The 24,537-nt window shown below is 45.8% G+C and carries 28 protein-coding genes and 1 riboswitch; of the genes, 26 read left to right on the top strand and 2 right to left on the bottom strand.

Going from position 1 to position 24,537, the window contains the following annotated elements; translation table 11 throughout:
- Positions 1–305: 305 nt before the first annotated feature.
- Positions 306–725, top strand: a complete 420-nt coding sequence (locus ACUYLD_RS23750; protein ID WP_013308104.1) for a hypothetical protein — start codon at positions 306–308, stop codon at positions 723–725.
- A gap of 371 nt (positions 726–1,096) precedes the next feature.
- Here the strand turns inward: ACUYLD_RS23750 and ACUYLD_RS23745 are convergent, their stop codons facing one another.
- Complete coding sequence (locus tag ACUYLD_RS23745; protein ID WP_446676122.1) at positions 1,097–1,624, bottom strand: hypothetical protein; 528 nt, start codon at positions 1,622–1,624, stop codon at positions 1,097–1,099.
- Positions 1,625–2,024: 400 nt separating this feature from the next.
- On the opposite strand from ACUYLD_RS23745, the gene ACUYLD_RS23740 reads away from it, so the two are divergent.
- From ACUYLD_RS23740 to rsmI, 10 genes are all read left to right on the top strand, one after another.
- Positions 2,025–2,210 (top strand): sigma factor G inhibitor Gin, encoded by a 186-nt coding sequence (locus ACUYLD_RS23740; protein WP_023986422.1) that lies wholly within the window; start codon positions 2,025–2,027, stop codon positions 2,208–2,210.
- Positions 2,211–2,354: 144 nt separating this feature from the next.
- Positions 2,355–3,938, top strand: coding sequence for an aminotransferase class I/II-fold pyridoxal phosphate-dependent enzyme (locus tag ACUYLD_RS23735; protein WP_446676121.1), 1,584 nt, complete (start codon positions 2,355–2,357; stop codon positions 3,936–3,938).
- 103 nt (positions 3,939–4,041) lie between these two features.
- Complete coding sequence (gene tmk, locus ACUYLD_RS23730; protein WP_348621089.1) at positions 4,042–4,689, top strand: dTMP kinase; 648 nt, start codon at positions 4,042–4,044, stop codon at positions 4,687–4,689.
- A gap of 74 nt (positions 4,690–4,763) precedes the next feature.
- Positions 4,764–5,093 carry a cyclic-di-AMP receptor gene (locus tag ACUYLD_RS23725; protein ID WP_007427998.1) on the top strand — a complete coding sequence of 110 codons (330 nt, stop codon included), beginning with the start codon at positions 4,764–4,766 and terminating at the stop codon, positions 5,091–5,093.
- A 197-nt stretch (positions 5,094–5,290) separates the two neighbouring features.
- On the top strand, positions 5,291–5,734 hold the full coding sequence (locus ACUYLD_RS23720) for a YaaR family protein (protein WP_013308108.1): 444 nt from the start codon (positions 5,291–5,293) through the stop codon (positions 5,732–5,734).
- 161 nt (positions 5,735–5,895) lie between these two features.
- Positions 5,896–6,891 carry a DNA polymerase III subunit delta' gene (gene holB / locus ACUYLD_RS23715; RefSeq protein WP_235306834.1) on the top strand — a complete coding sequence of 332 codons (996 nt, stop codon included), beginning with the start codon at positions 5,896–5,898 and terminating at the stop codon, positions 6,889–6,891.
- Positions 6,892–7,029: 138 nt separating this feature from the next.
- A complete protein-coding gene (locus ACUYLD_RS23710) occupies positions 7,030–7,830 on the top strand; it encodes a PSP1 domain-containing protein (RefSeq protein ID WP_013308110.1) in 801 nt (266 codons plus the stop codon).
- Positions 7,831–7,857: 27 nt separating this feature from the next.
- Positions 7,858–8,232 carry a DNA replication initiation control protein YabA gene (yabA, locus tag ACUYLD_RS23705; RefSeq protein WP_025722558.1) on the top strand — a complete coding sequence of 125 codons (375 nt, stop codon included), beginning with the start codon at positions 7,858–7,860 and terminating at the stop codon, positions 8,230–8,232.
- Between the two features lie 90 nt (positions 8,233–8,322).
- A complete protein-coding gene (locus ACUYLD_RS23700) occupies positions 8,323–9,078 on the top strand; it encodes a tRNA1(Val) (adenine(37)-N6)-methyltransferase (protein WP_025722559.1) in 756 nt (251 codons plus the stop codon).
- Positions 9,075–9,956 (top strand): 16S rRNA (cytidine(1402)-2'-O)-methyltransferase, encoded by an 882-nt coding sequence (gene rsmI / locus ACUYLD_RS23695; protein ID WP_053324314.1) that lies wholly within the window; start codon positions 9,075–9,077, stop codon positions 9,954–9,956. The genes ACUYLD_RS23700 and rsmI overlap by 4 nt, the downstream gene beginning before the upstream one ends.
- Positions 9,957–10,080: 124 nt before the next feature.
- On the opposite strand, the gene ACUYLD_RS23690 is transcribed toward rsmI, so the two are convergent.
- Positions 10,081–10,335 carry an AbrB/MazE/SpoVT family DNA-binding domain-containing protein gene (locus tag ACUYLD_RS23690; protein ID WP_007428005.1) on the bottom strand — a complete coding sequence of 85 codons (255 nt, stop codon included), beginning with the start codon at positions 10,333–10,335 and terminating at the stop codon, positions 10,081–10,083.
- 331 nt (positions 10,336–10,666) lie between these two features.
- Between ACUYLD_RS23690 and ACUYLD_RS23685 the strand changes: the two genes are divergently transcribed.
- The 15 genes from ACUYLD_RS23685 to ACUYLD_RS23615 all read left to right on the top strand — a co-directional run bounded on the left by ACUYLD_RS23685 (position 10,667) and on the right by ACUYLD_RS23615 (position 24,476).
- The gene (locus ACUYLD_RS23685; RefSeq protein WP_440723553.1) at positions 10,667–11,950 is read left to right on the top strand and encodes an HD domain-containing protein; all 1,284 of its coding nucleotides are present in this window, start codon (positions 10,667–10,669) and stop codon (positions 11,948–11,950) included.
- Positions 11,951–11,992: 42 nt separating this feature from the next.
- Positions 11,993–12,763, top strand: a complete 771-nt coding sequence (locus ACUYLD_RS23680; protein WP_013308115.1) for a TatD family hydrolase — start codon at positions 11,993–11,995, stop codon at positions 12,761–12,763.
- Between the two features lie 201 nt (positions 12,764–12,964).
- A riboswitch (cyclic di-AMP (ydaO/yuaA leader) is annotated at positions 12,965–13,247 on the top strand.
- 271 nt (positions 13,248–13,518) lie between these two features.
- The gene (locus tag ACUYLD_RS23675) at positions 13,519–14,667 is read left to right on the top strand and encodes a 3D domain-containing protein (RefSeq protein ID WP_061831836.1); all 1,149 of its coding nucleotides are present in this window, start codon (positions 13,519–13,521) and stop codon (positions 14,665–14,667) included.
- Between the two features lie 146 nt (positions 14,668–14,813).
- A complete protein-coding gene (gene rnmV / locus ACUYLD_RS23670) occupies positions 14,814–15,359 on the top strand; it encodes a ribonuclease M5 (protein WP_013308117.1) in 546 nt (181 codons plus the stop codon).
- A gap of 7 nt (positions 15,360–15,366) precedes the next feature.
- Positions 15,367–16,251 carry a 16S rRNA (adenine(1518)-N(6)/adenine(1519)-N(6))-dimethyltransferase RsmA gene (rsmA, locus tag ACUYLD_RS23665; RefSeq protein WP_103049272.1) on the top strand — a complete coding sequence of 295 codons (885 nt, stop codon included), beginning with the start codon at positions 15,367–15,369 and terminating at the stop codon, positions 16,249–16,251.
- Positions 16,252–16,306: 55 nt separating this feature from the next.
- Positions 16,307–17,203 (top strand): sporulation peptidase YabG, encoded by an 897-nt coding sequence (gene yabG, locus ACUYLD_RS23660; RefSeq protein ID WP_061831846.1) that lies wholly within the window; start codon positions 16,307–16,309, stop codon positions 17,201–17,203.
- 201 nt (positions 17,204–17,404) lie between these two features.
- Positions 17,405–17,686: a biofilm formation stimulator Veg gene (gene veg / locus ACUYLD_RS23655; RefSeq protein ID WP_013308120.1), complete on the top strand. Its 282-nt coding sequence runs from the start codon at positions 17,405–17,407 to the stop codon at positions 17,684–17,686.
- A gap of 162 nt (positions 17,687–17,848) precedes the next feature.
- Positions 17,849–18,028 carry a small, acid-soluble spore protein, alpha/beta type gene (locus ACUYLD_RS23650; protein WP_007428013.1) on the top strand — a complete coding sequence of 60 codons (180 nt, stop codon included), beginning with the start codon at positions 17,849–17,851 and terminating at the stop codon, positions 18,026–18,028.
- 144 nt (positions 18,029–18,172) lie between these two features.
- Positions 18,173–19,027: a 4-(cytidine 5'-diphospho)-2-C-methyl-D-erythritol kinase gene (gene ispE / locus ACUYLD_RS23645; RefSeq protein WP_069290753.1), complete on the top strand. Its 855-nt coding sequence runs from the start codon at positions 18,173–18,175 to the stop codon at positions 19,025–19,027.
- Between the two features lie 181 nt (positions 19,028–19,208).
- Positions 19,209–20,036 carry a pur operon repressor gene (gene purR, locus ACUYLD_RS23640; protein WP_013308122.1) on the top strand — a complete coding sequence of 276 codons (828 nt, stop codon included), beginning with the start codon at positions 19,209–19,211 and terminating at the stop codon, positions 20,034–20,036.
- Between the two features lie 175 nt (positions 20,037–20,211).
- A complete protein-coding gene (gene spoVG / locus ACUYLD_RS23635; RefSeq protein ID WP_007428016.1) occupies positions 20,212–20,499 on the top strand; it encodes a septation regulator SpoVG in 288 nt (95 codons plus the stop codon).
- A gap of 345 nt (positions 20,500–20,844) precedes the next feature.
- Positions 20,845–22,242, top strand: coding sequence for a bifunctional UDP-N-acetylglucosamine diphosphorylase/glucosamine-1-phosphate N-acetyltransferase GlmU (gene glmU / locus ACUYLD_RS23630; RefSeq protein WP_081112517.1), 1,398 nt, complete (start codon positions 20,845–20,847; stop codon positions 22,240–22,242).
- Between the two features lie 59 nt (positions 22,243–22,301).
- Positions 22,302–23,255: a ribose-phosphate diphosphokinase gene (locus ACUYLD_RS23625; RefSeq protein WP_013308125.1), complete on the top strand. Its 954-nt coding sequence runs from the start codon at positions 22,302–22,304 to the stop codon at positions 23,253–23,255.
- Between the two features lie 343 nt (positions 23,256–23,598).
- On the top strand, positions 23,599–24,159 hold the full coding sequence (gene pth / locus ACUYLD_RS23620) for an aminoacyl-tRNA hydrolase (RefSeq protein WP_061831840.1): 561 nt from the start codon (positions 23,599–23,601) through the stop codon (positions 24,157–24,159).
- Positions 24,160–24,245: 86 nt separating this feature from the next.
- Complete coding sequence (locus tag ACUYLD_RS23615; protein WP_013308128.1) at positions 24,246–24,476, top strand: anti-sigma-F factor Fin family protein; 231 nt, start codon at positions 24,246–24,248, stop codon at positions 24,474–24,476.
- Positions 24,477–24,537: the final 61 nt, after the last annotated feature.

The raw sequence follows: 24,537 nt of genomic DNA, 5'->3' as shown, positions 1-24,537 counted from the left end.
CGACCGTTAAGCCCTCCAGCGCCGATGGTACTTGGACCGCAGGGTCCTGGGAGAGTAGGACGTCGCCAAGCAACAAGTAAAAAGAATCATGATCTCGTTGAGATTATGATTCTTTTTTTGCATATACGTATATTTTAGAAATATCCTTACAAAAGGAAGGTAACATTTTTGTTACGGAATGTAGGAGTAAACCCTGTATAATATAGGTATTGAATCCCATACACACACGCTGCATTATTGCAGAATTATGCAAACTCCATCATAGGATTTTGTATAGTCAATCAGGCTGGTAAGGAGGGAAGATCATGCGGCGAAATAAATGGCTTGCTCTATTGGTGCTATTCAGTGTCGCTGTCGCGATTCTTACCGGGTGCGTGGAAGAGGAGCCTTCTTGGACATCGTTTGAGGGTGCTGCCAACGAGAAGACGTTTCCGGTTCCCAAAGAAGCTAGTAAAACCGATCGGGCCAGCAGTAATTCGGACATGGACTATGTTCGCTATGCACTGCCAGCGTTGAAGGAAAGTGATAGTCTACCTGCTCCTTATTTAGAAGAGATTGCAGCTTGGGGCTGGACTGAGGAACCGAATTTATCCACCTCGAATCAGAAGGTGTTTCAGAAAAATAAGCATATGGTGCATTTATCTGTGCATGATGGTTCTTTTACTGTATTGGTTCCAAAAGACAGAAAGGCTGTTGTGAAGAGCAAAAGCGTGGATCTTAATTAGGGACACAGTTTTCAACCGAGTAAGTAGCATAGGATTTATTGTAGATCATATTTATAGTAAACTCAGCATATTGTATGCTGTGTATCATGATGAATGAAGAGATCGGATATGGGGAAGCACTCAGAACTGCCGTTGAGTAGGGAGTGGCTTCCTTTTATATATTTGCATGTTGATCAAATGCTCTACATGAATAACGAGGATAACGATGAGGAAAATTTACTTGATAAGAGAATAAAGCGATTTTAATTGTTAAGTCACAAAAAAAGGAGTAACCGTTTGAGGTTGCTCCTTTTTTATTGCTTCAGTCTAGATCGTTGGTAGGTTAGTTCAGACCTGAGTTTTCTATCTGTACGGATAATGAGTGGTTAAATTTACTGTTGATAATATGAGGCATCTTCATCGGTAAACTTCAACATACCGTCTTTTCTCTCGCCTGTAAGCCGACTGAGGATGTATAGACGCGGTGCAATAAGCCATAGATGCCAGAAGAGTAAGGATACAGTAAAGGCTGGTGGAGACCAGAGAATGAATACGGCTGATAAGCAGATACCGATCCAGAGGGTATGTATGTGCACACGACGAAAGATGCTATAGCCTATGTACTGGTCTGTCATATAGCCTAGCCAAGGTAATTTACGGTGGAATGCCCAGCGTTTGCGGAAGGATGTTCCGCCACCGATGTATAGGACAGATCGTGAGATTACGAAGTGTACCCATAAGGTTAGGAAAAAGGCAAGAGCAAACAAAAACACGCTAGTCCAGGAAAAGGCAAGAAGCAGAAAGAGAAGCATAATAACAGGCAGTGTGATATGACTCCATATTAGTTGACGCGGTATACTGATTTTTTTAATGAGCTTGTAGTGATAGTAGGTAGCTTTGGTTTCGGTTTCCTCTGTCATGCGAACAGTCCTTTCATTAATCTACTGCATCACAAGTGGCTTCCCGTCCACAGCCGGAAAAAGGGACGGTACTTCGCTCATGCCGCTTTAAATAAGCATTTAATCGTTTTTGTAGAAATACAGAATGATCGACATCCAGTGTTAGCTAGCCTACTCTATAATTACTGGAAAAGCTATCACTGATGAAGTGTTCAAGGGCTCCGATGAAAGGGTATCCATACATAAGAGCTTTTCTTATTATATCGGCATAGACGGCTATTTTTTAAACATACGGGGTACAAACACCATAATGGCCCAGATGGAATATATATAGAGTATATCGTCGAACTGGGCTATGAAAAGGTTTAAAATAGTAGAAAGTGCCCCATACTAATAGTAAAAGAAACAAGGTGGGATGGATATGCATGATCAAGGCGGCCACCGCTGTATTATATGCGGGCAGCACAAGCATGAAGGCATTTTTATCGTTTCCGAGTTTATCTGTGATACGTGTGAAGCTGAAATGGTGCACACGGATGCAACTGATGCCAAATATCATTTTTTTATTGATCAACTAAAGCAAATCTGGGTACAGAAAAATGCATAATATCCTTTGCTAATTAGTCTTTGAAGGATTGGCATTCCAAGGTCTGTTGATACGGGCCTTTTTTTCTGTGAGTAAAAGTAGGATTCCGCTTGATTTTACGATAAAATAAGGTAGATATAAAGCTTTGTTTGGAAGGATTGCAGAATGATGGGGAAAAAGGCGGTACATGCACCATTAATGGAAGCTCTAATACGTTACCGGACTCAGGGCAATGCTTCTTTCCATGTACCCGGTCATAAAAATGGACAAGTATATGAGCATGAAAATATTGCATCTCTGTTGCAAGAAGTGATGTCTATTGATGCGACAGAAATTACCGGACTGGATGATTTGCATCACCCAGAAGATGTGATTCGTGAAGGGCAAGAGCTGGCTGCAAAGTGCTTTGGTGCTGAAGAGAGCTTTTGGCTAATTGGAGGAAGCACGGTCGGTAATTTGGCTATGATTTTAACTGTATGTACGGAGCCGGGAGATCTACTGCTGGTACAGAGAAATGTACACAAATCTGTCCTGAACGGTCTCATGCTGTCAGGGGCTAATGCGGTATTCCTAGATCCGGAAATAGATACACTAAGTGGGCTGGCGGTTGCCCCAACGACGCATACAATAAAAGCTGCACTGAAGGCCTATCCTTCGGCTAAAGGGGTGTTACTTACACTACCTAATTACTATGGGATGGGGCATGACCTGAAGGCAACGGCTAAGGCCTGTCATGCAGCCCATGTGCCGCTATTGATAGATGAGGCACATGGTGCCCATTATGGCCTGCATCCTCGTTTGCCAGCCTCTGCGCTATCCTGCGGGGCTGATGTAGTCGTCCAGTCGACACATAAAATGCTTCCAGCCATGACCATGGGGGCTATGTTACATGTGCAGGGAGAGAGAATCCATCGGGAACTGCTTCGTCAGCGTTTGGCGATGGTGCAAAGCTCTAGCCCTTCTTATCCGTTAATGGCTTCACTGGATTTGGCAAGATGGTATATAGAGGCGTATGGAACAGATGCTTTTACAGTGGGCTTAGCGGCGGCAGATGCTTTTAGAAAGGGCCTGGAGCAGCTCCCACGCTTTCGCTTGCTAGAACCTACACAGCAGGCACTAGAGGGAGAATATGCTCACAGGGGAATCTCTGAGGTCCTAGAAAGGGCTGATGAGGGAATAAGCGGATATTCAACCCAGGATCCTTTTAAATTGGTGCTGTATGATACATGGGGTATACTGGATGGGTTTGGACTCAAGCATGAGTTGGAGACTTACGGATGTGTTCCAGAGATGAGCGACGAAAAACATGTTGTTTTATTGTTTACGTTAGGCTCTACGGCTAAGGATGCGAGTCACCTGTTGCAGGCTCTTGTGCATATAGATAATGATATAAGATTTAAGGAGACGGCTGTTGAGCCGGGGTCAACGGAAAAAGAGCAGCAAAGATTCGAATTAGATTTTTCCACGTGGAACAATGATAGAATGAAGGGATACTCTAGTCCGGTGCCGTTTGGGCTTCGACCGATTAGCCCGGATCAGATGGAGACCGTGCCTGTAGACGAATCCGCTGGCAGGGTAGCGGCTGAAATGATTATCCCGTATCCTCCAGGTATTCCACTGCTATATGCAGGAGAAACGATCACAGAAGCGATTGCATTGCGGATGAGTCGTCTACGTGAGCTGGGAGCCAAGTGGCACGGGGTAGCAGATGAAAGTATGCTTACAATTCGGGTATTCCGTTTACAATAAAGATTAGATACTAGAGACTTAACAAATACAGAAGACTGAATAAAAGAAGCATACGTAGCCTATGGGTGACTTTTATTTTTCAGGCAGGAAAGCAGGGAATAACATGAATCGCAAAGGCATTTTTATCACACTGGAGGGGGGAGACGGCTCCGGTAAAACAACTATGATTCAACGGCTGGCGAAGTTTATGGAGAGAGAAGGCTATCCAGTCATCACGACGAGGGAGCCGGGTGGCATCGAAATTTCCGAAAAGATTCGTTCTATCATTTTGGACCCTGCTCATACCAGTATGGATGCTCGAACAGAGGCACTTTTATACGCGGCGGCGCGGCGTCAGCATTTGGTGGAGAAGGTAAAGCCGGCTATTGAACAGGGAGCTATCGTATTATGTGATCGTTTTGTGGATAGTAGCTTGGTCTATCAAGGATTTGCAAGAGGGATCGGAATTGAAGAGGTGGCTTCAATTAATCGCTTTGCGGTGGATGATTGGGAGCCGGATGCCACATTTTATCTGGATATTGAGCCCGAATTGGGATTGGCAAGAATTAATGCGTCACGAGGAGCAGAAATGGACCGCCTCGACATGGAGAGTATATCGTTTCACCATAAGGTGCGAGAGGCATATTTGGAGTTGGCTCGCAAATTTCCAGAGCGAATTACAATTGTTGATGCATCTCCGGCGCCAGAGCAGGTGGAGCAAGTATTGAAGGATTTGCTGAAAAAGCGGTTTGTTCAGAATTTTAGCATATAATTGTCGAAGGATATACGGTAAAATTGAGCTAGGGACAAGGTTGTCTCTAATATGACTTGAAGGAGGAATACAGGATGAAGCTGATTATTGCGATTGTACAGGATAAGGACAGTAACAGATTATCCAGCGGACTGGTGAAAGCTAATTTCCGTGCTACTAAATTGGCGAGCACAGGAGGATTTCTGCGTGCTGGTAATACGACATTTATGATCGGTGTTGATGACAATCAGGTGGACTCATTAATGAACGTCATTCGCAGCAGTTGCAAGGTTCGTGAACAGCTGGTCACACCCGTTACCCCTATGAGCGGGACGACGGATTCCTATTTACCGTTGCCTGTTGAAGTCCAGGTGGGTGGAGCGACGGTATTCGTGATGCCTGTAGACCGTTTCGAGCATTTCTGAATCTACACAATAGGGCCTATTCTGCCGATATGATAGGGGAATCGCCTGTATCTTCTCACATGATGAGAGTGAGGGCAGATCCACTAAAACGGCAGCGCTACAGCGCAGTTCCCGGAAAGCCGAAGAAACCCTGAGTTCTAGATTGAACTGTTCATGAAGGGGGAAAGTGGAAGCATCCGGGGAGAAAGCAGGTTTATATGAAAATAAATCCGGGCTATCGCCCTTTACAAAGTACATTGTCTACAAATGAAATGAGTGCAAAACCAATTCAGCCCAAGAGCTTCTCCGACGTTATGCAGCAAAATGGAGAGCAAGCTTCGCAGGAGGAATTGAATCGGCGCTTTAAGGAAATACAAATGCAGGGAGATCGTCTTGCACGTTCAATGACGATTCGTGAGCTGAAGGCCTATAAGATGCTGGTTAAACGGTTTTTGGAAGATACCGTTCGGCGAGGCGTGTCCATGAAGGACACGAAGGGCTGGGATCGCCGGGGACGCAGCAAACGTTATAAGCTGATTGATGAAGTGGATGAGCTGTTGCTCAAAATGGCGGATGAGCTGCTCGAAACCGAGCAAGGCAAGATTGAGCTTTTGCAAGGGGTCGGTGAGATCAGAGGATTGCTAATTAATCTCTCATTTTAATGCAGACTTATGTTATAAATGAATACAGACGGGCTGTTGCCACGAAGAAATAATCTGCTTGCTGATCATGCTGGCAGATTATTTTTGACTATGTACATGCCTGGAAGAACAACGATTTGCCGATGGATCACAGTTGTTTTCAGTGGAGAAAGTGAGGAAATATGTCTTTTCAACATATAATGGGCCAGGATGTAGCCAAAAAAATGCTGCAAAGTGCACTACGGAATCATACGGTCAACCATGCCTATGTTTTTAGCGGGCCGCCGGGAAGCGGGCAGATGAACATGGCGCAGATCTTTGCTAAGGCTTTATTTTGTGAGCGACAGACGGATGATGCATGCGGGGAGTGTTTGTCATGCCGCAAGGTAGAGCACGGGAATCATCCAGATTTGCATATTGTAGAGCCGGATGGAGCTACGATTAAAATTGATCAGATTCGTGGGCTTCAACGTATATTTTCTTACAAATCTGAAAGCTCCAATCCGAAGGTATATATCATTCGGCAGGCGGATACCATGACAGTGCAAGCTGCTAATAGCCTACTTAAATTTCTGGAGGAGCCCCAGATTCCAGTGGTCGGCATACTCATTTCTGAAAATGGACAGGCGTTGCTGCCTACGATTCAATCACGGACGCAGCAGGTTCCTTTCCACGCTTTACAGCCGGAGATGATGATGCAGGCATTAATTGGGGAAGGCTATACGGCAGGGCTTGTCCGGTCGGTCGTTCATATTGCTTCAGGACTGGAATCATGTAGAGAAATTCTCCAGCAGAATTGGTTTGCAGAAATTAGAAACGTAGTGTTACAATTAGTGAAGGAGTCCATGAGTCGGGGGAGCTCGTCTATTATTCTGGCTCAACAGAAGATTTTTAAAACTGGACTTTCTGAACACCTGGATATTCTGTTTCATCTGTTTCATTTGTGGTTTAAGGATATGCTTCATTTCCGTTACGGAAGGCACGAAAGCATTGTTTTCATAGATCATTTGGAGTCCGTCTCCAAATTGGCAATCACCCGCAGCACGGAACAATGGGTCTCTTATATGGATTTGGCCGCGAATTGCAGGAAGAAGCTCCGTTTTCACGTCAACGGGCAATTATGCGTGGAGCAGCTTCTGATTGGGTTGTCCGATACAAGCGGTTCTATCACCGGCTAACAGGAAGGCGCGCTTGTTCCACTCTGCACAATCCGCGACGCCAGGTTCCCGGTTTGTGCGACAGTGAGACTTCAATTGCGGCCATTCGTACAATGTCGGCTTCAAATGAGGTTTAGTGGCATACAAGGGGGTTAATTTTTGTATAGTGTAGTGGGTGTCCGTTTCAAGAAGGCGGGCAAGACTTATTATTTTGATCCGCTGGATCTTCCAGTGGAGAAAGAAAACTGCGTCATTGTAGAGACCGCGCGCGGTATTGAATATGGCAAGGTTGTAGTGGGCAAAAAAGAGGTAAATGATTCGGATGTTGTCCTGCCCTTAAAAAAAGTCATTCGTATTGCTGGGGATGATGACGCTCTTGTTGTAGAAGAGAATAAATTGGCGGCCAAGGATGCATTCGGCACGTGTTTAAATAAAATTAAAGACCATGGCCTTAAAATGAAGCTGGTAGATGTAGAATTTACATTTGACCGCAATAAGATCATTTTTTATTTTACGGCAGAGGGTCGGGTGGATTTTCGAGAGCTTGTAAAGGACTTGGCCAGTATTTTTCGTACACGGATCGAGCTGCGGCAGATCGGCGTACGGGATGAGGCTAAAATGCTTGGCGGAATCGGACCTTGTGGACGTATTCTGTGTTGCTCCTCATGGCTGGGGGATTTTGAGCCGGTATCTATTAAGATGGCGAAGGATCAGAGTTTGTCGCTGAATCCGACGAAGATTTCCGGGTTGTGCGGGAGATTGATGTGCTGTCTCAAGTTTGAACATGATAACTACGAAAGCATGCGAGAAGAGCTACCTCAGGTGGGTAAGATGGTTATCACCTCTTTGGGAGAAGGTAAAGTCGTAGGTGTGAATGCAGGTCATCGCACGGTGCATGTTCAACTGTTTGAGATCAGTAAGGTCAAGGAACTTCCAATGGACGATGTAGTCGTCAAGTAAACCATTAGGTTGCTTCGGGGTGGAAACTTGGATAAATTAAATGTTTTTGCGCGTATTCACGAAATGGAAACCCAAATGGGACAGTTGCATAGCGATCTGGGTGAATTGAAACTGGCAGTAAAAGAGCTGCTGGAGGAAAATCAACGACTAACGATTGAAAACGAACAGGTGCGCAAGATGCTCAAACGTGAAACCTCTGGAGAAGAAAAGACGGCAAACAAGCCGAAGCTTCCTCCTCCGATCGTCATTAAGGATGAAGGGCAAACGGGTGAGGTCGTGGGCGAAGGCTACGACAATCTAGCGAGGCTGTATCATGAAGGATTTCATATATGCAACGTGTATTACGGACATTTGCGAACGGAAGGCGATTGCCTCTTCTGTCTGTCATTTTTGAATAAATAAAAACAAGCCGTAGGAGCAAGATGCCTACGGCTTTTTTGTAAGGAAGTATGAGTGAAAAGCGATTTTGGTTATAAAAGATGGGAGAGCACTATGTACGAAAATGAAAAGAAGTCGGAACGAATTGATGATCTGCTTTCACATAATTTGCGCATTATCCAAAGTGATGAAGTATTCAGCTTCTCGATGGACGCGGTCTTGCTGGCACGTTTTGCCGGTATTCCGCAGCGTGGAAAGATTCTGGATCTGTGTACTGGCAATGGGGTTGTCCCGCTGTTGCTAACGACACGAACAAAGGCGTCTATTGAAGGAATTGAGATTCAACCACGTTTGGCAGATATGGCTAGACGTAGTGTCAGCTTGAATGGATTAGAAGCAGCAATTCAGATTCGGGAAGGGGACCTACGTGAGCTGGTTCACATCACGGGACATGGTGTTTATGATGCGATTACCGTGAATCCCCCCTATATGCCGCTAAATGGTAGCGATATCAAGCTGAATCCTCACCAGGCAATTGCCCGTCACGAAGTGAACTGCACACTCGAAGAAGTCATTCAGGCATCCACCCGGCTTGTCCGTAATGGGGGAAAGGTATCTATGGTTCATCGCCCGCAGCGGCTGGGTGAGATTATAACCTTGATGCGTAAACATAGTTTGGAACCCAAACGAATACGTTTTGTTCACCCACGAGTTCATATGGAAGCCAATATGGTACTAGTTGAAGCATTACGTGACGGCAAACCGGAGGTTCGTTTGTTGCCTCCGCTCATTGTATATCAGGAAAATGGGAATTATACTCAGGAAATAAGAGATATCTATGGAGAAGTAAGCAAGGGGGATTCTGTGTGAAAGCAGCTGTACAAAAAAGCTTTAGTACCAGCGAAGAAGAACGGGGAAAGTTGTATCTTGTTGCGACACCTATTGGAAATCTGGACGATATGACCTTTAGGGCGATTAACACCTTAAAGTCATGTAGTATTATCGCTGCCGAAGATACACGGCAGACACGCAAACTGCTCACTCATTTCGAAATTACACCGGATATGCTCTTCAGTTATCATGAGCATAATAAGGCTGCTAGTGGGCCTGAACTGATACGTTATATAATAGAAGGAAAAAATTTGGCACTGGTTAGCGATGCAGGTCTACCAGCCATTTCTGACCCTGGTTCGGATCTGGTCAAACTGGCACTGGAAGCGGAAATTAGCGTCATTCCTATCCCAGGAGCAAATGCGGCACTATCGGCTTTAATTGCCTCAGGACTGGATACAGAAAGGTTCACCTTCGCTGGCTTTCCACCACGGGAGAAAAAGGACCTAGAGAAGCTGTTGCTATCGTTTCAGGTATCTCACGGCACAATTATTTTTTATGAATCGCCTCATCGTATTGTGAAGACATTGATGGTGTTGAAGGAAACATTAGGTTCACGCAAAGTGGTGCTTGCGCGTGAGCTGACCAAGCTGCATGAGGAATGGGTGCGGGGAACCGTGGAGCAATGCCTTGCTAAACTAGAGGAGAATCCGCCGATTGGTGAATATTGTCTGGTGGTTGAAGGGAAAGACGAAGAGGAAGAGGAACAGGAACGTCAGGCATGGTGGCAGTCTTTATCTTTGGAGTCCCACGTCGCACATTATGAGGCAGAGGGACTCACACGCAAGGATGCAATGAAGCGTACAGCCACAGATCGTTCAATCTCCAAGAGAGATGTTTACAACGCACTCTTATGAATATCTGCCTAAACAAAAAAGGGCCTTCCAACGGTTGGGTTCAAACCGTGGAAGGCAACAAGGAGTATATATGAAAAAGGTTAGAATTAACAATATCTGATAAGTCTATTATATACTAAAATTCTCAGTTTGTCACAGGTGTTGGGATTTCAGAAATGCAATCTTGGCAAACAATTTTTCCTTTGAAGTAAATTACGTTCTCAGCATTGCCGCAGAAGATACAAGCTGGCTCGTATTTTTTAAGCATGATGCGTTCGCCATCAACATAAATTTCCAAAGCGTCTTTCTCTCCGATTCCCAGGGTACGGCGCAATTCGATTGGAATAACAACACGTCCGAGCTCGTCAACTTTTCTTACAATACCAGTGGATTTCATCATAATAAATCAGGCTCCTCTCGCCGTTTAAAATAATATAAGTGTCATGATTCGACAAAATTTTCTCTTTTCTGATATTTACTATACCAACGATTCCCAAAACAGTCAACCTTAAAAATGTAGTAACAGTCTGATTATGCAAAAGTATTTAGATTAAAGAGCTTTACTTGTGTGTATTGCCTTATCTTATTGATGATTTATTCAGTTTGTCGATTTGGAAATGTCGAAAAACTATAATTCGACATATTACGACAAAGAATGTCGAATGAGGGAAACCATTTAGGATTTTATTGTATTTTAATCCATTATTCCGAATATTAAAGGAGCTGATATCTTGCACCAGCCACTCAGTGAAGAAAAAGTTTTTAAAGACCCGGTACATAATTACATCCATGTTCAGGATACTGTGATATGGCGGTTGATCAACACGCCGGAGTTCCAACGTTTACGGCGCATACGGCAGTTAGGTACGTCGTATCTTACGTTTCATGGAGCGGAGCATAGCCGGTTTTCACACTCATTGGGCGTATATGAGATTACGAGAAGTATTATTTCTCAATTTGAACGTGGGGATTTCCCGGATTGGCCGAAGGAGGAAAGGCTGGTTGCTCTGTGTGCAGCTCTATTGCATGATGTGGGGCACGGCCCGTTTTCTCATTCAATTGAGGAAGCCTTTCATATGAACCATGAGGATTGGACATGCCGCATTGTACTGGGAGACACGAAGATCAACGCCGTGCTACGGCAAGTCGACGAGAAGCTTCCACAAAGGGTGGCTGCGGTTATAGCCAAAACGTATGATAAACCGATTGTTGTCAACCTGGTAACCAGTCCACTAGATGCCGATCGTATGGATTATTTGTTGCGGGATGCTCACTCGACAGGTGTCAACTACGGCACGATTGATTTGGATCGTATTTTACGACTGCTGCGTCCTCATAATGGGAGAATTGTTGTGAAGGAATCAGGTATGCATGCAGTAGAAGATTATTTAATGTCACGCTACCAGATGTATTGGCAAATTTATTTTCATCCTGTAACACGCAGCTCGGAAATCCTTTTACGTAAAATTTTCAAGCGAGCAAAGGAATTGTTTAAAAACGGATATGAGTTTGGATTTCTGCTGGACCCGTTGCCGGATCTGTTGAAAGGAGATCTTACAGTAGAGCAATATCTGATGCTCGACGAGTCATTAATCCAGACCGTATTTAGCCAGTGGAAACGAGAAAAGGACGAGATTTTAAGTGATTTGAGTAGCCGGTTTATGGACCGTAGATTGTATAAATATGTAGAGATTGAAAATATGGATACAGATACCATTGACAGTATTCGAGAAGCTTTGAAAGAGGCTGGTTTGCACCCTGAATATGATTTTGAAATTGATTTTCCGACAGATCTTCCTTATGATGTGTTTCGGCAGGGTGGCTCGACGGACAACCAGATTTTACTGCTTGGACGTCAGGGCGAGGTGAGTGAAATATCCGAAGTTTCGGAAATTGTGCGCTCAATAAGTGGTATTCACCGTGGGAAATATCATATGTATTTTCCCCAGAATAAATTGAACGCGGTAAAAGACAGGCTTCCTGCCGAAATAAGGAATTATTTTGTCAAAGAATAGACAACTATATAGAAATGTAAGTAAAAAAAGGAGATGTAAACCTTGGATTTATTCGACACTCATACTCACTTGGATGCGCCACAATTTGACGAAGATCGTGAAGAAGTTATAGCACGTGCTGTCGAATCAGGAGTAACGCGGATGATCAATATCGGATTTAATCGTGAGACCATTCCATCCACCATGAAATTGGCCGAGACGTATGATTTTATTTATGCAGCAGTTGGATGGCATCCGCAGGATGCTATTACAATGCAGGAGGGCGATTTAGAATGGATTGCATCGTTATGCAGTCATAAAAAGGTTGTAGCCATCGGGGAGATCGGTCTGGATTATTATTGGGATACATCACCGAAGGATGTGCAGCATCGGGTGTTTCGAAATCAAATTGGTCTGGCTCGTGAGCTCAAGATGCCTATTGTTATTCATAACCGGGATGCACATGAAGATATTGTTAAGATTTTGCGCGAGGAAAAAGCGAGTGAGATTGGTGGAGTCATGCACTCCTTTTCGGGTAGCTGGGAGACAGCCAAAATGGTGCTGGATATGGGATTTCACCTTTCCTTCGGTGGTCCAATAACGTTCAAAAATGCCAAGCAGCCAAAAGAGGTGCTCGCACAGGTGCCGCTGGACCGTCTGCTCATTGAAACTGATGCTCCCTATCTGACGCCTCATCCGTTTCGTGGGAAGCGAAATGAGTCTGCACATGTGAGACTGGTAGCAGAGGCTGCAGCCCAAATCAAAGGGATTACAGTGGAGGAATTAGTGTCAATAACGACCCGAAATGCCCTGGAACGATTTGACATTCAATGAAAAAGTGAAGAAATCGATCAAAATAAAGAGATAGACGAAGCTAATCATGAATTTGTTGCAGGAAACTCGAGAATATTACAATATTTTAACCGAATATTTTAAAAAATGTACTTGAAACCTGCTTTACAACATGCATAGAAACAGGATATCATCTTTTCAGTGAATTGTTGTTTGAATGTAAACATCAACAAGTCATTTCATGAACCAGTCTCGCTGAGTCCCTTTTACAGGGAACGGGGGAACCGATATGGCTTACAGTACGTCCGGCGTATGTGCAAGAAGGGAACGTCTCTTCCGCCAGCCGGCTCGACCTAAATTCTTTTCCCGGATGGGATTGAACAGGTGGAGGAGCCGTATTTCGATTTCTTTCTGGGTCTTCGGGGTGAATGTGAAGGCGACCGCCATGAGCGGTTGACCCAAGCTAGGGCGACTCTCTACGTCCGAACCCGACAGCTAACCCCGTAAGCGTAACAAGAGAGAAGCCATCTCGTGCATGAGTTTTCCCGCATATTCACACATGCCGGAAGCCACGAAAGAGCTCTCTAGTCTCTTTCTCTGGCTTTTTTTGTTGTGAATAAAAGAAAATCTGTCATCATACTGTGGTTAAACAGGGGAGGACAGCATGCCGCGAAGACGGGTACATGGTGCAGGACAGTCGTAGTTTGGGCTTGTCTTGTAGAAAATCTGTTATAGTCACGTCAAATCTCAACTATGTCTTACTCCAGACGGCGGGCTATGTAAGGAGGACGGAGGAAATGGGCATTTTCCAGAAAAAGGATACCCATGAGTCACGCTCATCCAGCATGTCTTACGTATTGCGTTGGAAGCAAGAGAATGTGCGCCAGGCTGCTTTGGTTGCTATTTTTCTAATCGCGCTAACGATTATGATTTCAATTCTGATGTACACGCAATCTAAAAAACAAGTCTTTTTTGTCATCGATGGCAAGGCGTCTGCGGTAGAAACCCGGGAATCCAAGCTTCAAGATTTGCTGAGCGAGCATTCCATTTCACTTCAGCCGCATGATACAGTTTCCATGCCGCTAAATGGAGCAATACAGGATGGCGATCGCGTAGTCATTAAACGTGCCAATCAGGTTAAAGTATCTTCAGGCAATGAGACGAAAAAGCTGTACACAACAGAAAATACAGTAGAAGGTGCCATTCGTACCTCGGGCTATAAATTATCATCAACGGATAAAGTTTATCCTGCGTTGGATGCCTCTGTTTCGTCTAACATGGACATAAAAATCGTCCGTGTGAAGAAACAGCAGGTCGAACAGAAAAAACAGGTGCCTTATCAGGTCATCAAAACGGCCGATCCGAGTCTTTATAAAGGCGATAATCGGGTCATTCAAAGCGGCAAATCGGGTGTGGTCGTCCAGCACGTTCAAAAGGTATATCATGATGGAAAGTTGGTATCCAAACAGCTGGTTAACAAGGAAGTTGCACAGAACCGTGTGGATAAAGTCATTGCGGTAGGAACGAAGAAAAAACCGGTCGTTCTTGCTGCTTCCGTCGGTCCCAATGATGCGGTTAAGGCAACAACGGTTAGTTCGGGCAGTGCTGTCCGTAAAGCAGGCGTAAATTTTAAATATAGCAAAGTTTTACAAAATGTCTCCATGACGGCGTATTCCTCACAGGAGCCAGGTATCGGTACACGTACTGCATCCGGCGCACGTGTCACGGAAGGACGCACCATCGCGGTCGATCCGAGTATAATTCCAATCGGCTGGTGGGTGTACATCGAAGGGGTGGGCTTCCGTCGTGCGGAGGATACCGGTGGCGCGATTAAAGGCCACAAAATCGATGTGTATTATGAGAGTTTGAGCCGAGCCAACCAATTTGGTCGTAAGCACGGTAAAACCGTATATGTTATCGGACCGGTAAAGCCTGAAATCAACTAAAACAGGTTGTGTATGTTGAGGGCAATGCGATAGTATTAACAACATAGTTATGCCATGCTAAGAAGAGGATATCCTCTTCTTATTTTGTTTTCAAAAGCAGGGAAAGATAAATATAGCTTGCTGTGTAGCAGTGGAGGGAAACGCAAATGATCAAGGAAGTGATCGTGGTAGAGGGCCGGGATGATACGGTGGCCATTCGCCGCGCTGTTGAAGCGGATACGATAGAAACTGGCGGCTCCGCCATTAATAAAATGACGCTGCGTAAAATTGCATTGGCGCAGGAGCGGCGGGGGGTCATCATTTTAACCGATCCCGATCATGCAGGGGAGCGCATCCGTAAGATTATCGCTTCCAAGGTACCCGGCTGCAAGCAGGCCTTTATACCCGAGGCAGAAGCGACGCGTAAAGGAGATATTGGCGTGGAGAATGCCTCACCAGAAGCGATCAGACACGCTCTTGCACGGGTCCATACGACAGTGGAAGGCGCTGACCCGCTGATTGAGTGGGCGGACCTGATTGATGCTGGACTCATCACCCATCCCAATGCTGCTGCACGCCGTATGGCCTTAGGGAATGTGCTGGGTATTGGTTATTGTAACGGAAAGCAGCTACATAAACGGCTCTCTGTATTTCAGATCAGCCGCGAGGAATTTGCCGGGGCGCTGGCACAAATTGAAAGTGAAGGATTGTGATGTCCGTATGACAGGGATTCAAGATATAGCAACACCGCGGCGTACGAAGGAAATTATTCAACGGCACGGTTTTTCGTTCAAAAAGAGTTTGGGACAAAATTTCCTGATTGATCAAAATATTCTCAATAAGATTGTAAATGCTGCTGGATTGGATGAGACGAAGGGTGCACTTGAGATCGGTCCTGGGATTGGCGCTTTGACCGAGAAGCTGGCGCAATCGGCCAAGGCAGTTACCGCTGTCGAGATTGACCAGCGGCTGCTGCCAATTCTCGAAGAGGTGTTGGCCCCTTACGAGCATGTGAAGGTACGTCATGGAGACGTGCTGAAGCTGGATTTGCGAGAGGTGTTCGCAGCCGATTTTGCAGACGTGAGTAAAGTAAGTGTCGTGGCTAATCTGCCGTACTATGTTACCACACCGATTCTGATGAGGCTGCTGGAGGACAAGCTCCCTCTGGAGAATATCGTCGTTATGATCCAAAAAGAAGTGGCTGAGCGCATGGCTGCGTCTCCTGGAACGAAGGATTACGGCAGTCTGAGCATTGCAGTGCAATATTACAGCGAACCTGAATTAGTCTGCACTGTGCCGAATACAGTATTTATTCCCCAGCCAAATGTGGAGTCTGCAGTCATCCGGCTGCGTGTACGGGAAGCCCCTCCGGTGGAAGTGGTGGATGAGAAGCACTTCTTTGAAGTGGTTCATGCTGCTTTTGCCCAGCGTCGTAAAACCATTTCCAATAACTTAAAAAGCCGTTTCTTCACCAAAGAGAACAGGGACACGCTGGAGCCGCTGTTGCAACAAGCTGGTATTGAACCCTCCCGTCGAGGAGAAACGCTAAGTATTGAGGAATTTGCGCGTCTCAGCGCTGTGCTGTTGGAGGCAGGTATATCCTAAGCTGGAACCAAACTGTGCATTCACCCATACGATATAGGAGGGGTGATACAGTGTGATGAGTTTAGGAGACTTGGTCGTTCGGAAATCGTACGGCGGAGATGTCACGTTTCGTGTTGAGGACATCCAGCGGGATAAAGCGATCATTAAGGGAATAGAATTTCGGCTGCTGGCTGATTCCCCGGTGAACGATCTGGTCAGAGTGCCTGCAGACCAGATTAGCGGTAAGACTCAGCAGGCCCACATTAAGGCTGGTGAGTCTCTTAATCTGTTGCAACGGGCACGCCAGCAGCAAGCTGCTCGTAGTCAGGCAGCTCTGGTAGGGGACTGGAGTGATCCGGTTGAGTCAACATATTTTGAAATGCCGGGAAAGGTTCTTCACCTGGATGGAGATCCCAGCTATCTGAAAAAATGTCTCAGTTTATATGAACAGCTCCGTGTTCCTGCAGAGGGACATCACGTTCACGAATCGGCAATGGCGGACACGTTGTACCGACTGCTTCCTCGTATCCGTCCGGATATCGTAGTCATTACCGGACATGACGGTGTGCTGAAGCAGCCACAGCCTTACGATTTGTACAGCTTGAAAAGTTATAAAAATTCGCAAAATTTTGTGGCGGCGATTCAGGTAGCAAGACAATATGAACGTCATCTGGATTCGCTGACGATTGTAGCGGGGGCGTGCCAGTCCCATTTTGAGGCGCTGCTACGTGCGGGAGCGAACTTCGCCAGCTCACCAGGGCGTATCCTGATTCACGCGCTGGACCCCGTTTACGTGGCTGCCAAGGCGGCCTTTACTTCGATCCGTGATACGGTCAACATGGGGGACCTGTTTCACCAGACAATCAGTGGCAGTCGCGGAGTGGGTGGAATTGAAACTAGGGGAAGCTATCGCATCGGCCTGCCGAAGCTTGAAAATTTATCAACGCTTAAAGTAACGCCTTCCGCAATCTAGGATTCAAATGTGCCAATAGGATTAACCTGAGCAAAAAGCCTCTGCTTTCAGAGGCTTTTTGTCATTTTTTATATAAATTATTCCTGTTCGCAAAAAATTAAATTGACAACTTATTTTTCGTGTTGTTATAATATTTAGCTTGATTTGACAATCCCTCTAAAATTCGTTATAATGGACAAGGAAAGAGGTGGTCGTTAGGCAATGGCTAAAAATACGCTGTTGGAAATCAAACGCAGTCTCGACGCACATGTAGGGCAAAAAATTTTGCTGCGGGCTAACGGCGGACGCCGTAAGACCGTCGAACGAACTGGTGTCTTGGAAGAAACGTACCCTTCTGTTTTTATCGTCAAGCTGGATCAGGAGCAACAGACGTTTAAACGTGTCTCCTACAGCTATGCTGACATTCTTACCGAGTCGGTAGAAGTCAGCGTATATGATCCCGACTCCCATACAAGTGTAGTCGAATATTTTGAAACACCTTAATTGATTTCGTGATTTATACCAGCTTTGCAGGTTTAACGACGGCTTCGTCATTTCAAATGACGGGGCCGTTTTGTATATACAGAGCAGGATGAAGCATGACATCTCTGCACATACTAAGCCGGGAATGATCTTCCTTATTCCATTGCCGAAGGAGGCGTATGTATGAGCCGAAGAAGACGGAGTGTCATGTCGGAGGAGCTAAAGTACGAGCTGGCCAAAGATCTTGGATTTTACGACACGGTCAAGGAAGAAGGCTGGGGAGGCATTAAAGCCAAGGATGCGGGCAATATGGTCAAGCGGGCTATCCAACTTGCCGAGCAGGCAGCTTCCCGCAAATCGTAGCTATCGGTGGTGCTGATGAAAAGCGGGGATATCCGGGATTAGACCGGGTCATCTCCGCTTTTTTGAACCTCATGACTTGACACGCTGAGTCTGATATAATATGTTAAGCTGTCTTGAGGGAAAAGTTGAAGGTGGGTGAACGCCTTGAAAATATATGAAAAAGCACCGGCGAAAATCAATTTAATGCTTGATGTTCTACGTAAGCGGGACGATGGTTATCACGAGGTCGAAATGATTATGACCATGGTCGATCTGTCTGACCGATTGACGATGTCTGAGTTACCGCGTGATACCATTATTATTTCAAGTCAAGCTGGGTACATACCATTGGATGAAAAGAACTTGGCTTTTCAGGCTGCTCGTCTGATCAAAGAACGTTATAACGTGTCTACGGGCGTCCACATTCATCTGGATAAGCATATCCCGGTGGCGGCAGGGTTGGCAGGTGGAAGTAGTGATGCTGCCGCAGCGCTGCGTGGACTGAACAAGCTATGGAAGCTTGGTATTTCGGATGCCGAATTAAGGGTGCTGGGTGCGGAACTGGGCTCAGATGTACCTTTCTGTATTACAGGGGGTACAGCTTTAGCAAGTGGACGCGGAGAACTGCTCAAGCCACTTCCGAATCCGCCACAATGCTGGGTGATCCTTGCGAAGCCGCCGATTAATGTATCGACGGCTGAAGTGTATGGTCGTGTCAAAGCAGATCAGATTGCGCACCACCCGTCTGCCCGCCAGATGGAGCATGCGATCCATAACGCTTCTTTTACGGATGTATGCAACGCGCTGGGGAATGTACTTGAGGATGTAACACTAAAGCTGTATCCAGAGGTAGAGCATCTTAAAAACTCCATGATACGCTTAGGAGCAGACGGTGTGCTGATGTCAGGTAGTGGACCTACAGTGTTCGGACTGGTATCGAAGGAAGCCAAAGTGCCACGGATTTACAATGGACTAAGAGGGTTTTGTAAAGATGTGTATGCAGTACGACTTTTGACCTGATTTTAGATATTTCTTTCATATTATAGTGGTAATTGTTGTACAAATACGTACGAAGATGATATATTTACTATTAAATATTCGGATTTTACTATATCACTTACATTCCGCCAGCAACCGGCCAGTCCGCCGGTGCTTTACTGTACAAAGCGGGCGGCAGGAGAATAGATCGCGAGGAATTGTTGTGAAAAAACTTAAAAGAAGCTCACGATTGGTGGAAATGACGCAATTTTTGTTGTCACGGCCGCATACGCTGGTGCCTCTTACTCATTTTGCGGATCGCTACGGGGCAGCTAAGTCCTCCATAAGCGAGGATCTGGCCATCATCAAGGAAGTTTTTGAGGATGAGGGCACTGGCGAGCTTCTGACACTGGCGGGAGCGGCAGGGGGCGTGAAACTGATCCCGAGGCTTTCCAAGCAACATGCGCTTGCGTTTGCGAACGACCTGTGTGCACAACTGGAGCAGCCTGACCGCATATTACCGGGAGGATACCTGTATTTGTCCGATTTGCTGGGCCAACCTGCGATGATGAACGAAGCTGGTAAAATATTCGCGACCGCTTTTGCCAATCGTCAGATTGATGTGGTTATGACGGTGGAGACCAAGGGTATTCCACTTGCCTATGCAACCGGAGCACAGCTGAATTTGCCAGTCGTTCTCGTACGGCGTGATCATCAGGTGACAGAAGGCTCGGCTGTAAGTATTAATTATGTTTCAGGATCACAAAAGAGCCTGCATACGATGTCTTTATCCAGACGTGCGATGCGTGAGAAATCGCGTGTGCTCATCGTAGATGATTTTATGAAGGCCGGTGGCACGATTCAGGGGATGGTCGACTTGCTGGCTGAGTTTGATGCTGAGGTGGCCGGTGTAGGTGTGCTGGTAGAATCGGGCGAGGTGGAGAACGAAGAGCGCCTGCTGCACGATTATATTTCACTGGCGAATCTGACCGCAGTCGATTCTCGAAGCAAGCAAATTACGGTCAAGCTGGGCAATTATTTTGATGAGTGAACAGGGCAGTAAATTGTCACAATCCATCATAAAATACCTAAATATGTCGAAAAGAAATCTTTTCAAAAAAATTACCTGAATTTAGGATACGAATTACCGAAAAAAAGAAGGATTTCGAACTGCTGTGTGGAATGTATACACCAAGTCCTATTTGGAAAAAGGTGGTGAAACACACATGCAGATTACGGATGTTAGACTCCGCCGAGTGAACTCAGAAGGAAGAATGAAGGCGATTGCATCCATTACGATTGATAACGAGTTTGTTGTTCATGACATCCGAGTTATCGACGGTAATAACGGGATGTTCGTAGCTATGCCAAGCAAACGAACTCCAGACGGAGAGTTTCGCGATATCGCTCACCCGATATCTTCTGGAACCCGTGAGAAGATCCAAGCTGCTGTATTAACTGAGTACGAACGTGCAGCTGTGGATGAAGAAGTTGCTATTGAAGAAGGCGCTTAATTCGCCTAAAGCAGGATTGGGGAACAAAAGAAAAAGAGAGCCACTAACTGTGGCTCTCTTTTCTTTTTGTCTGGAATGAGATATATTCTTTAGTGAGTTAACAGTCAGTTTTAAGGCAACTTGGAGCCATCCGGGCTGCCGAAGCGGCTTTTTCATAAGACAGGGACTAGGCAGCGATGCGTCCCGGGGATGAATGTCCAGCACAAGCTGGCCTGAAAAAATAGCCATTAACCAAAGGTTCGCCGTTATTTTTCAGGAGGATTGTGAAAAGTTAAGCAAAATCTGATCTGGGAATTAACGTTTTAGCCAAGGGGTAACTGTTATTTTCAGGATAGGAGGTTGGACTTGTTGGAAAGGTTGGCAGTCATTCTTGCCGCAGGGCAGGGAAAACGTATGAAATCCAAATTATATAAAGTTCTGCATCCGGTGTGCGGAAAACCGATGGTGGGGCATGTGCTCGACACGGTTCGTGAAATCGGTGTGTCCCGAAGTGTAGTCGTCGTGGGTCATGGAGCAGAGGCGGTACAGTCTTATTTGGGACCGTCGGCAGAATATGCGCTTCAGGCTGAGCAGTTGGGAACGGGCCATGCTGTCAAGCAAGCCAAGGACTTGCTCGGTCAGGAAAAAGGTACAACCATTGTCATTTGTGGGGATACTCCTTTGATCACAGCGGAAACGCTGGAGGGCTTGGTGCAACTGCACGAGAGCCGTGGGGCGGCTGCGACGATTCTGACCGCTGAGTTGGACGACCCGAAAGGATATGGACGAGTTATTCGTGATGCTTCCGGGGCCGTGCTCAAGATCGTGGAACAGAAAGATTGTTCACCTGAGGAAGATGCTGTCCGGGAGATCAATACGGGAACGTACTGCTTTGACAATGCCAAGCTGTTTGCAGCGCTGGACAAGGTAACGAACACCAATGCACAGCAGGAATATTACCTGACAGATGTCATTGGTATTTTGCATGGTGAAGGTGAGCAGGTTGAGGCGTATTTGACAGATGATGTGTCTGAATCCATCGGTGTTAACGACAGAGTGGCTTTGTCGATAGCTGAGGGCTATATGCGTGAGCGCATTGTTCGCAAGCATATGCTGAATGGTGTCACTGTCATTGATCCGTCTTCTACCTATATCGGGAGCGAGGTTGTTATTGGTTCCGATACGGTACTGTACCCGAACACATGGCTGCATGGTCAAACACAAATCGGAGAAGATTGTGTGATTGGTCCACAGGCTGAGATTCAGAATACGATTATCCATTCAGGCGCAACGGTAAAACATTCGGTGTTGAACGAAGCGGAAGTGGGAAGCAGTACATCTGTGGGGCCGTTTGCTTATCTGCGTCCAGGCGCGAAGCTTGGCGAACATGTGAAAATTGGTGATTTTGTTGAGGTGAAAAATGCGACCATTGGAGATCATTCCAAGGTGTCTCATTTGAGCTATGTCGGTGATGCCAAGGTGGGTACAAACGTAAATATTGGCTGCGGGGCAATAACGGTCAATTATGATGGATATAATAAATCCATTACAGAAATTGAAGACGATGCCTTTATTGGCAGCAACGTGAATCTGATCGCCCCGATTAAGATTGGAAAAGGTGCTTATGTTGTAGCAGGCTCCACTGTAACACATGCTGTCCCTGATAACGATCTGGCCATTGCCAGACCACGTCAAGAGAACAAAGTCGGATATGCGGACAAAATCCGCGCACGTGCCAAAGCGAAGAAGAAAAGATCGGAATGACCTTAATCAGCAAGCTGTTGAATCTGTAATGAATGAACCAGCACGGAGGGTTTCTATTAATGACTTATTGCGATTCCAAACTCAAAATATTTACTTGTAACTCCAATCCGAAGTTAGCCCACCAGATTGCGGACTACATCGGCATCCCAATGGGGGAATCCCATACCACATCGTTTAGTGACGGTGAAATCCAGGTTAAGCTGTCGGAAAGCGTACGCGGCTGCCATGTGTATATTGTGCAGTCAACTTGTCTGCCGGTTAACGACAACTTGATGGAGTTATTGGTTATGATTGATGCACTTAAACGCGCTTCTGCCAAAAGTATCAATGTCGTTATGCCATATTACGGTTACGCTCGTCAGGATCGTAAAGCTCGTTCACGCGATCCGATTACAGCGAAGCTTGTCGCTAACTTGATTGAAAAAGCGGGAGCTCACCGCGTAATCAGCATGGATTTGCATGCGATGCAGATTCAGGGATTCTTTGATATTCCAGTAGATCATATGTTGGGAGCGCCAATTCTGGCCCAATATTTCCGTTCCAAGCAAATTGAGAACCCGATTGTCGTTTCACCCGATCATGGCGGGGTTGTTCGTGCGCGTAAGCTTGCAGACTTCCTGAGTGCGCCGCTCGCTATTATTGATAAGCGTCGTCCAGAGCCAAATGTCAGTGAAGTGATGAACATCATCGGGAACATTGAGGGTAAAACGGCTATTTTAATTGATGATATCATTGATACAGCCGGAACGATTGTATTAGGTGCAAATGCGCTTAAAGAAGGCGGCGTAAAAGATGTGTATGCGTGTTGTACACATGCTGTGCTGTCCGGTCCTGCTATGGAAAGACTGGAGAATTCGCCATTAAAAGAGGTGGTTGTGACGGATACAATCCCGATCGTTCACCCGAATCCGACAAGCAAGCTGAAGGTATTGTCTGTGGCTCCATTAATGGGAGAAGCTATCATCCGTGTGCATGAAGAATTGTCGATCAGCAAACTGTTTGAAATCGAATAAGCGCTGGCTCATTAAAAAAGGGGTTGCCTTTTCCATATGGAAAAGGTAACCCCTATCAGCATGTCAGGCTAAAAGCCTGGGCGAGATATGAATGTGAAACGTTGACGATTGTATAGTGTGTCCTCTATTTCGACGAAATGCTCATTAAAACGCGCAACGATGCCAATCTGAATATGTACATTCCCGTCATAGATCTGGACAGGAACGGAATGTTTTAAATGATATAGAAAATGGCTGTCATATAAGATGATATCACCTTGATTGAGCATACCGGCACGCACCTTCCTATTCAATACAACTATTTTACCAAAAAATCAAGACTGCGAAAGAGGGTGTCAAAGTTATGAAGTGGATTGTAGGATTGGGCAACCCCGGTCCCCAATACGAGAAAACGAGACATAATGTCGGATTTATGGCATTGGATGCTCTTGCCTCGCGTCATAACATCCAGATTAACCAAAGCAAATGCAAGGCGTTAATTGGAGAGGGTCACATTGGTGGCGTAAAAACCGTACTGATTAAGCCAATGACCTATATGAATCTATCAGGCGAGTCTTTACGTGCTTATATGGACTATTATAAGGCCGATATGGAAGATCTGATTGTCGTGTACGATGATCTGGATACAGAAGTCGGTAAAATAAGATTGCGTTATCAAGGTAGCGCAGGCGGTCATAACGGCATTAAATCGATCATTCAGCATACCGGCACGCAGTCCTTCAATCGGATTCGTATGGGCATTTCCCGCCCGGAGCCTGGACATGCTATTGTCGATTATGTTCTGGGTACCTTTCCCAAGAAGGAAAAAGAATTACTGGCCGGAATGATCGAGGACACGTGCAACGCCTTAGAACACAGCTTGAGTCATCCGTTTGAACGGACGATGGCTGAATTCAACAAGTAAGTTCAGACGTAGGCAGACGGGCTTAAATGGAAGATTGTTGGACATACTGAAAGGTATAGAAAACTTTCAGGAGGCATATACATTACATGATTGTTAATTATGTATGCAGACATTGTCGAACTTTCTTGGGACGAATTGATTCCGCGGCAATAACCGAAGAAAGGTTGGGCTTCCATTCCTTGACCCCTGCCGAACGTAGAGATATAATAGCGTATAATTCGGGTGGTGAAGTGACCGTCAAAGTCATTTGCGAGCATTGCAGTCAGGCATTGGAGAATAATCCAGAGCTGAGTCTGCTCGTTAATCCGCTCCAATAACAGGTATTCAACTGGTAGGATGTACCAGCTTGAGAGGTGAAGCGGCAATTCCGCTTATGGA

This window comes from Paenibacillus sp. SER-28 (assembly GCF_052906305.1).
The sequence above is the reverse complement of the archived record's forward strand: the minus strand, read 5'-3'. Positions and strand labels throughout refer to the sequence as shown.

What these genes read in the sequence shown, in the direction of transcription:
- ACUYLD_RS23735 (WP_446676121.1), top strand. Translation starts at nt 2,355, where the DNA reads ATGATGGGGAAAAAGGCGGTACATGCACCATTAATGGAAGCTCTAATA.
- ACUYLD_RS23725 (WP_007427998.1), top strand. Translation starts at nt 4,764, where the DNA reads ATGAAGCTGATTATTGCGATTGTACAGGATAAGGACAGTAACAGATTA.
- spoVG (WP_007428016.1), top strand. Translation starts at nt 20,212, where the DNA reads ATGCAGATTACGGATGTTAGACTCCGCCGAGTGAACTCAGAAGGAAGA.
- ACUYLD_RS23690 (WP_007428005.1), bottom strand. Translation starts at nt 10,335, where the DNA reads ATGATGAAATCCACTGGTATTGTAAGAAAAGTTGACGAGCTCGGACGT.
- ACUYLD_RS23675 (WP_061831836.1), top strand. Translation starts at nt 13,519, where the DNA reads ATGGGCATTTTCCAGAAAAAGGATACCCATGAGTCACGCTCATCCAGC.
- ACUYLD_RS23720 (WP_013308108.1), top strand. Translation starts at nt 5,291, where the DNA reads ATGAAAATAAATCCGGGCTATCGCCCTTTACAAAGTACATTGTCTACA.
- tmk (WP_348621089.1), top strand. Translation starts at nt 4,042, where the DNA reads ATGAATCGCAAAGGCATTTTTATCACACTGGAGGGGGGAGACGGCTCC.
- ACUYLD_RS23625 (WP_013308125.1), top strand. Translation starts at nt 22,302, where the DNA reads ATGACTTATTGCGATTCCAAACTCAAAATATTTACTTGTAACTCCAAT.
- rnmV (WP_013308117.1), top strand. Translation starts at nt 14,814, where the DNA reads ATGATCAAGGAAGTGATCGTGGTAGAGGGCCGGGATGATACGGTGGCC.
- holB (WP_235306834.1), top strand. Translation starts at nt 5,896, where the DNA reads ATGTCTTTTCAACATATAATGGGCCAGGATGTAGCCAAAAAAATGCTG.
- rsmA (WP_103049272.1), top strand. Translation starts at nt 15,367, where the DNA reads ATGACAGGGATTCAAGATATAGCAACACCGCGGCGTACGAAGGAAATT.
- ACUYLD_RS23750 (WP_013308104.1), top strand. Translation starts at nt 306, where the DNA reads ATGCGGCGAAATAAATGGCTTGCTCTATTGGTGCTATTCAGTGTCGCT.
- ACUYLD_RS23650 (WP_007428013.1), top strand. Translation starts at nt 17,849, where the DNA reads ATGAGCCGAAGAAGACGGAGTGTCATGTCGGAGGAGCTAAAGTACGAG.
- yabG (WP_061831846.1), top strand. Translation starts at nt 16,307, where the DNA reads ATGAGTTTAGGAGACTTGGTCGTTCGGAAATCGTACGGCGGAGATGTC.
- ACUYLD_RS23615 (WP_013308128.1), top strand. Translation starts at nt 24,246, where the DNA reads ATGATTGTTAATTATGTATGCAGACATTGTCGAACTTTCTTGGGACGA.
- veg (WP_013308120.1), top strand. Translation starts at nt 17,405, where the DNA reads ATGGCTAAAAATACGCTGTTGGAAATCAAACGCAGTCTCGACGCACAT.
- ACUYLD_RS23745 (WP_446676122.1), bottom strand. Translation starts at nt 1,624, where the DNA reads ATGACAGAGGAAACCGAAACCAAAGCTACCTACTATCACTACAAGCTC.
- pth (WP_061831840.1), top strand. Translation starts at nt 23,599, where the DNA reads ATGAAGTGGATTGTAGGATTGGGCAACCCCGGTCCCCAATACGAGAAA.
- ACUYLD_RS23740 (WP_023986422.1), top strand. Translation starts at nt 2,025, where the DNA reads ATGCATGATCAAGGCGGCCACCGCTGTATTATATGCGGGCAGCACAAG.
- ACUYLD_RS23700 (WP_025722559.1), top strand. Translation starts at nt 8,323, where the DNA reads ATGTACGAAAATGAAAAGAAGTCGGAACGAATTGATGATCTGCTTTCA.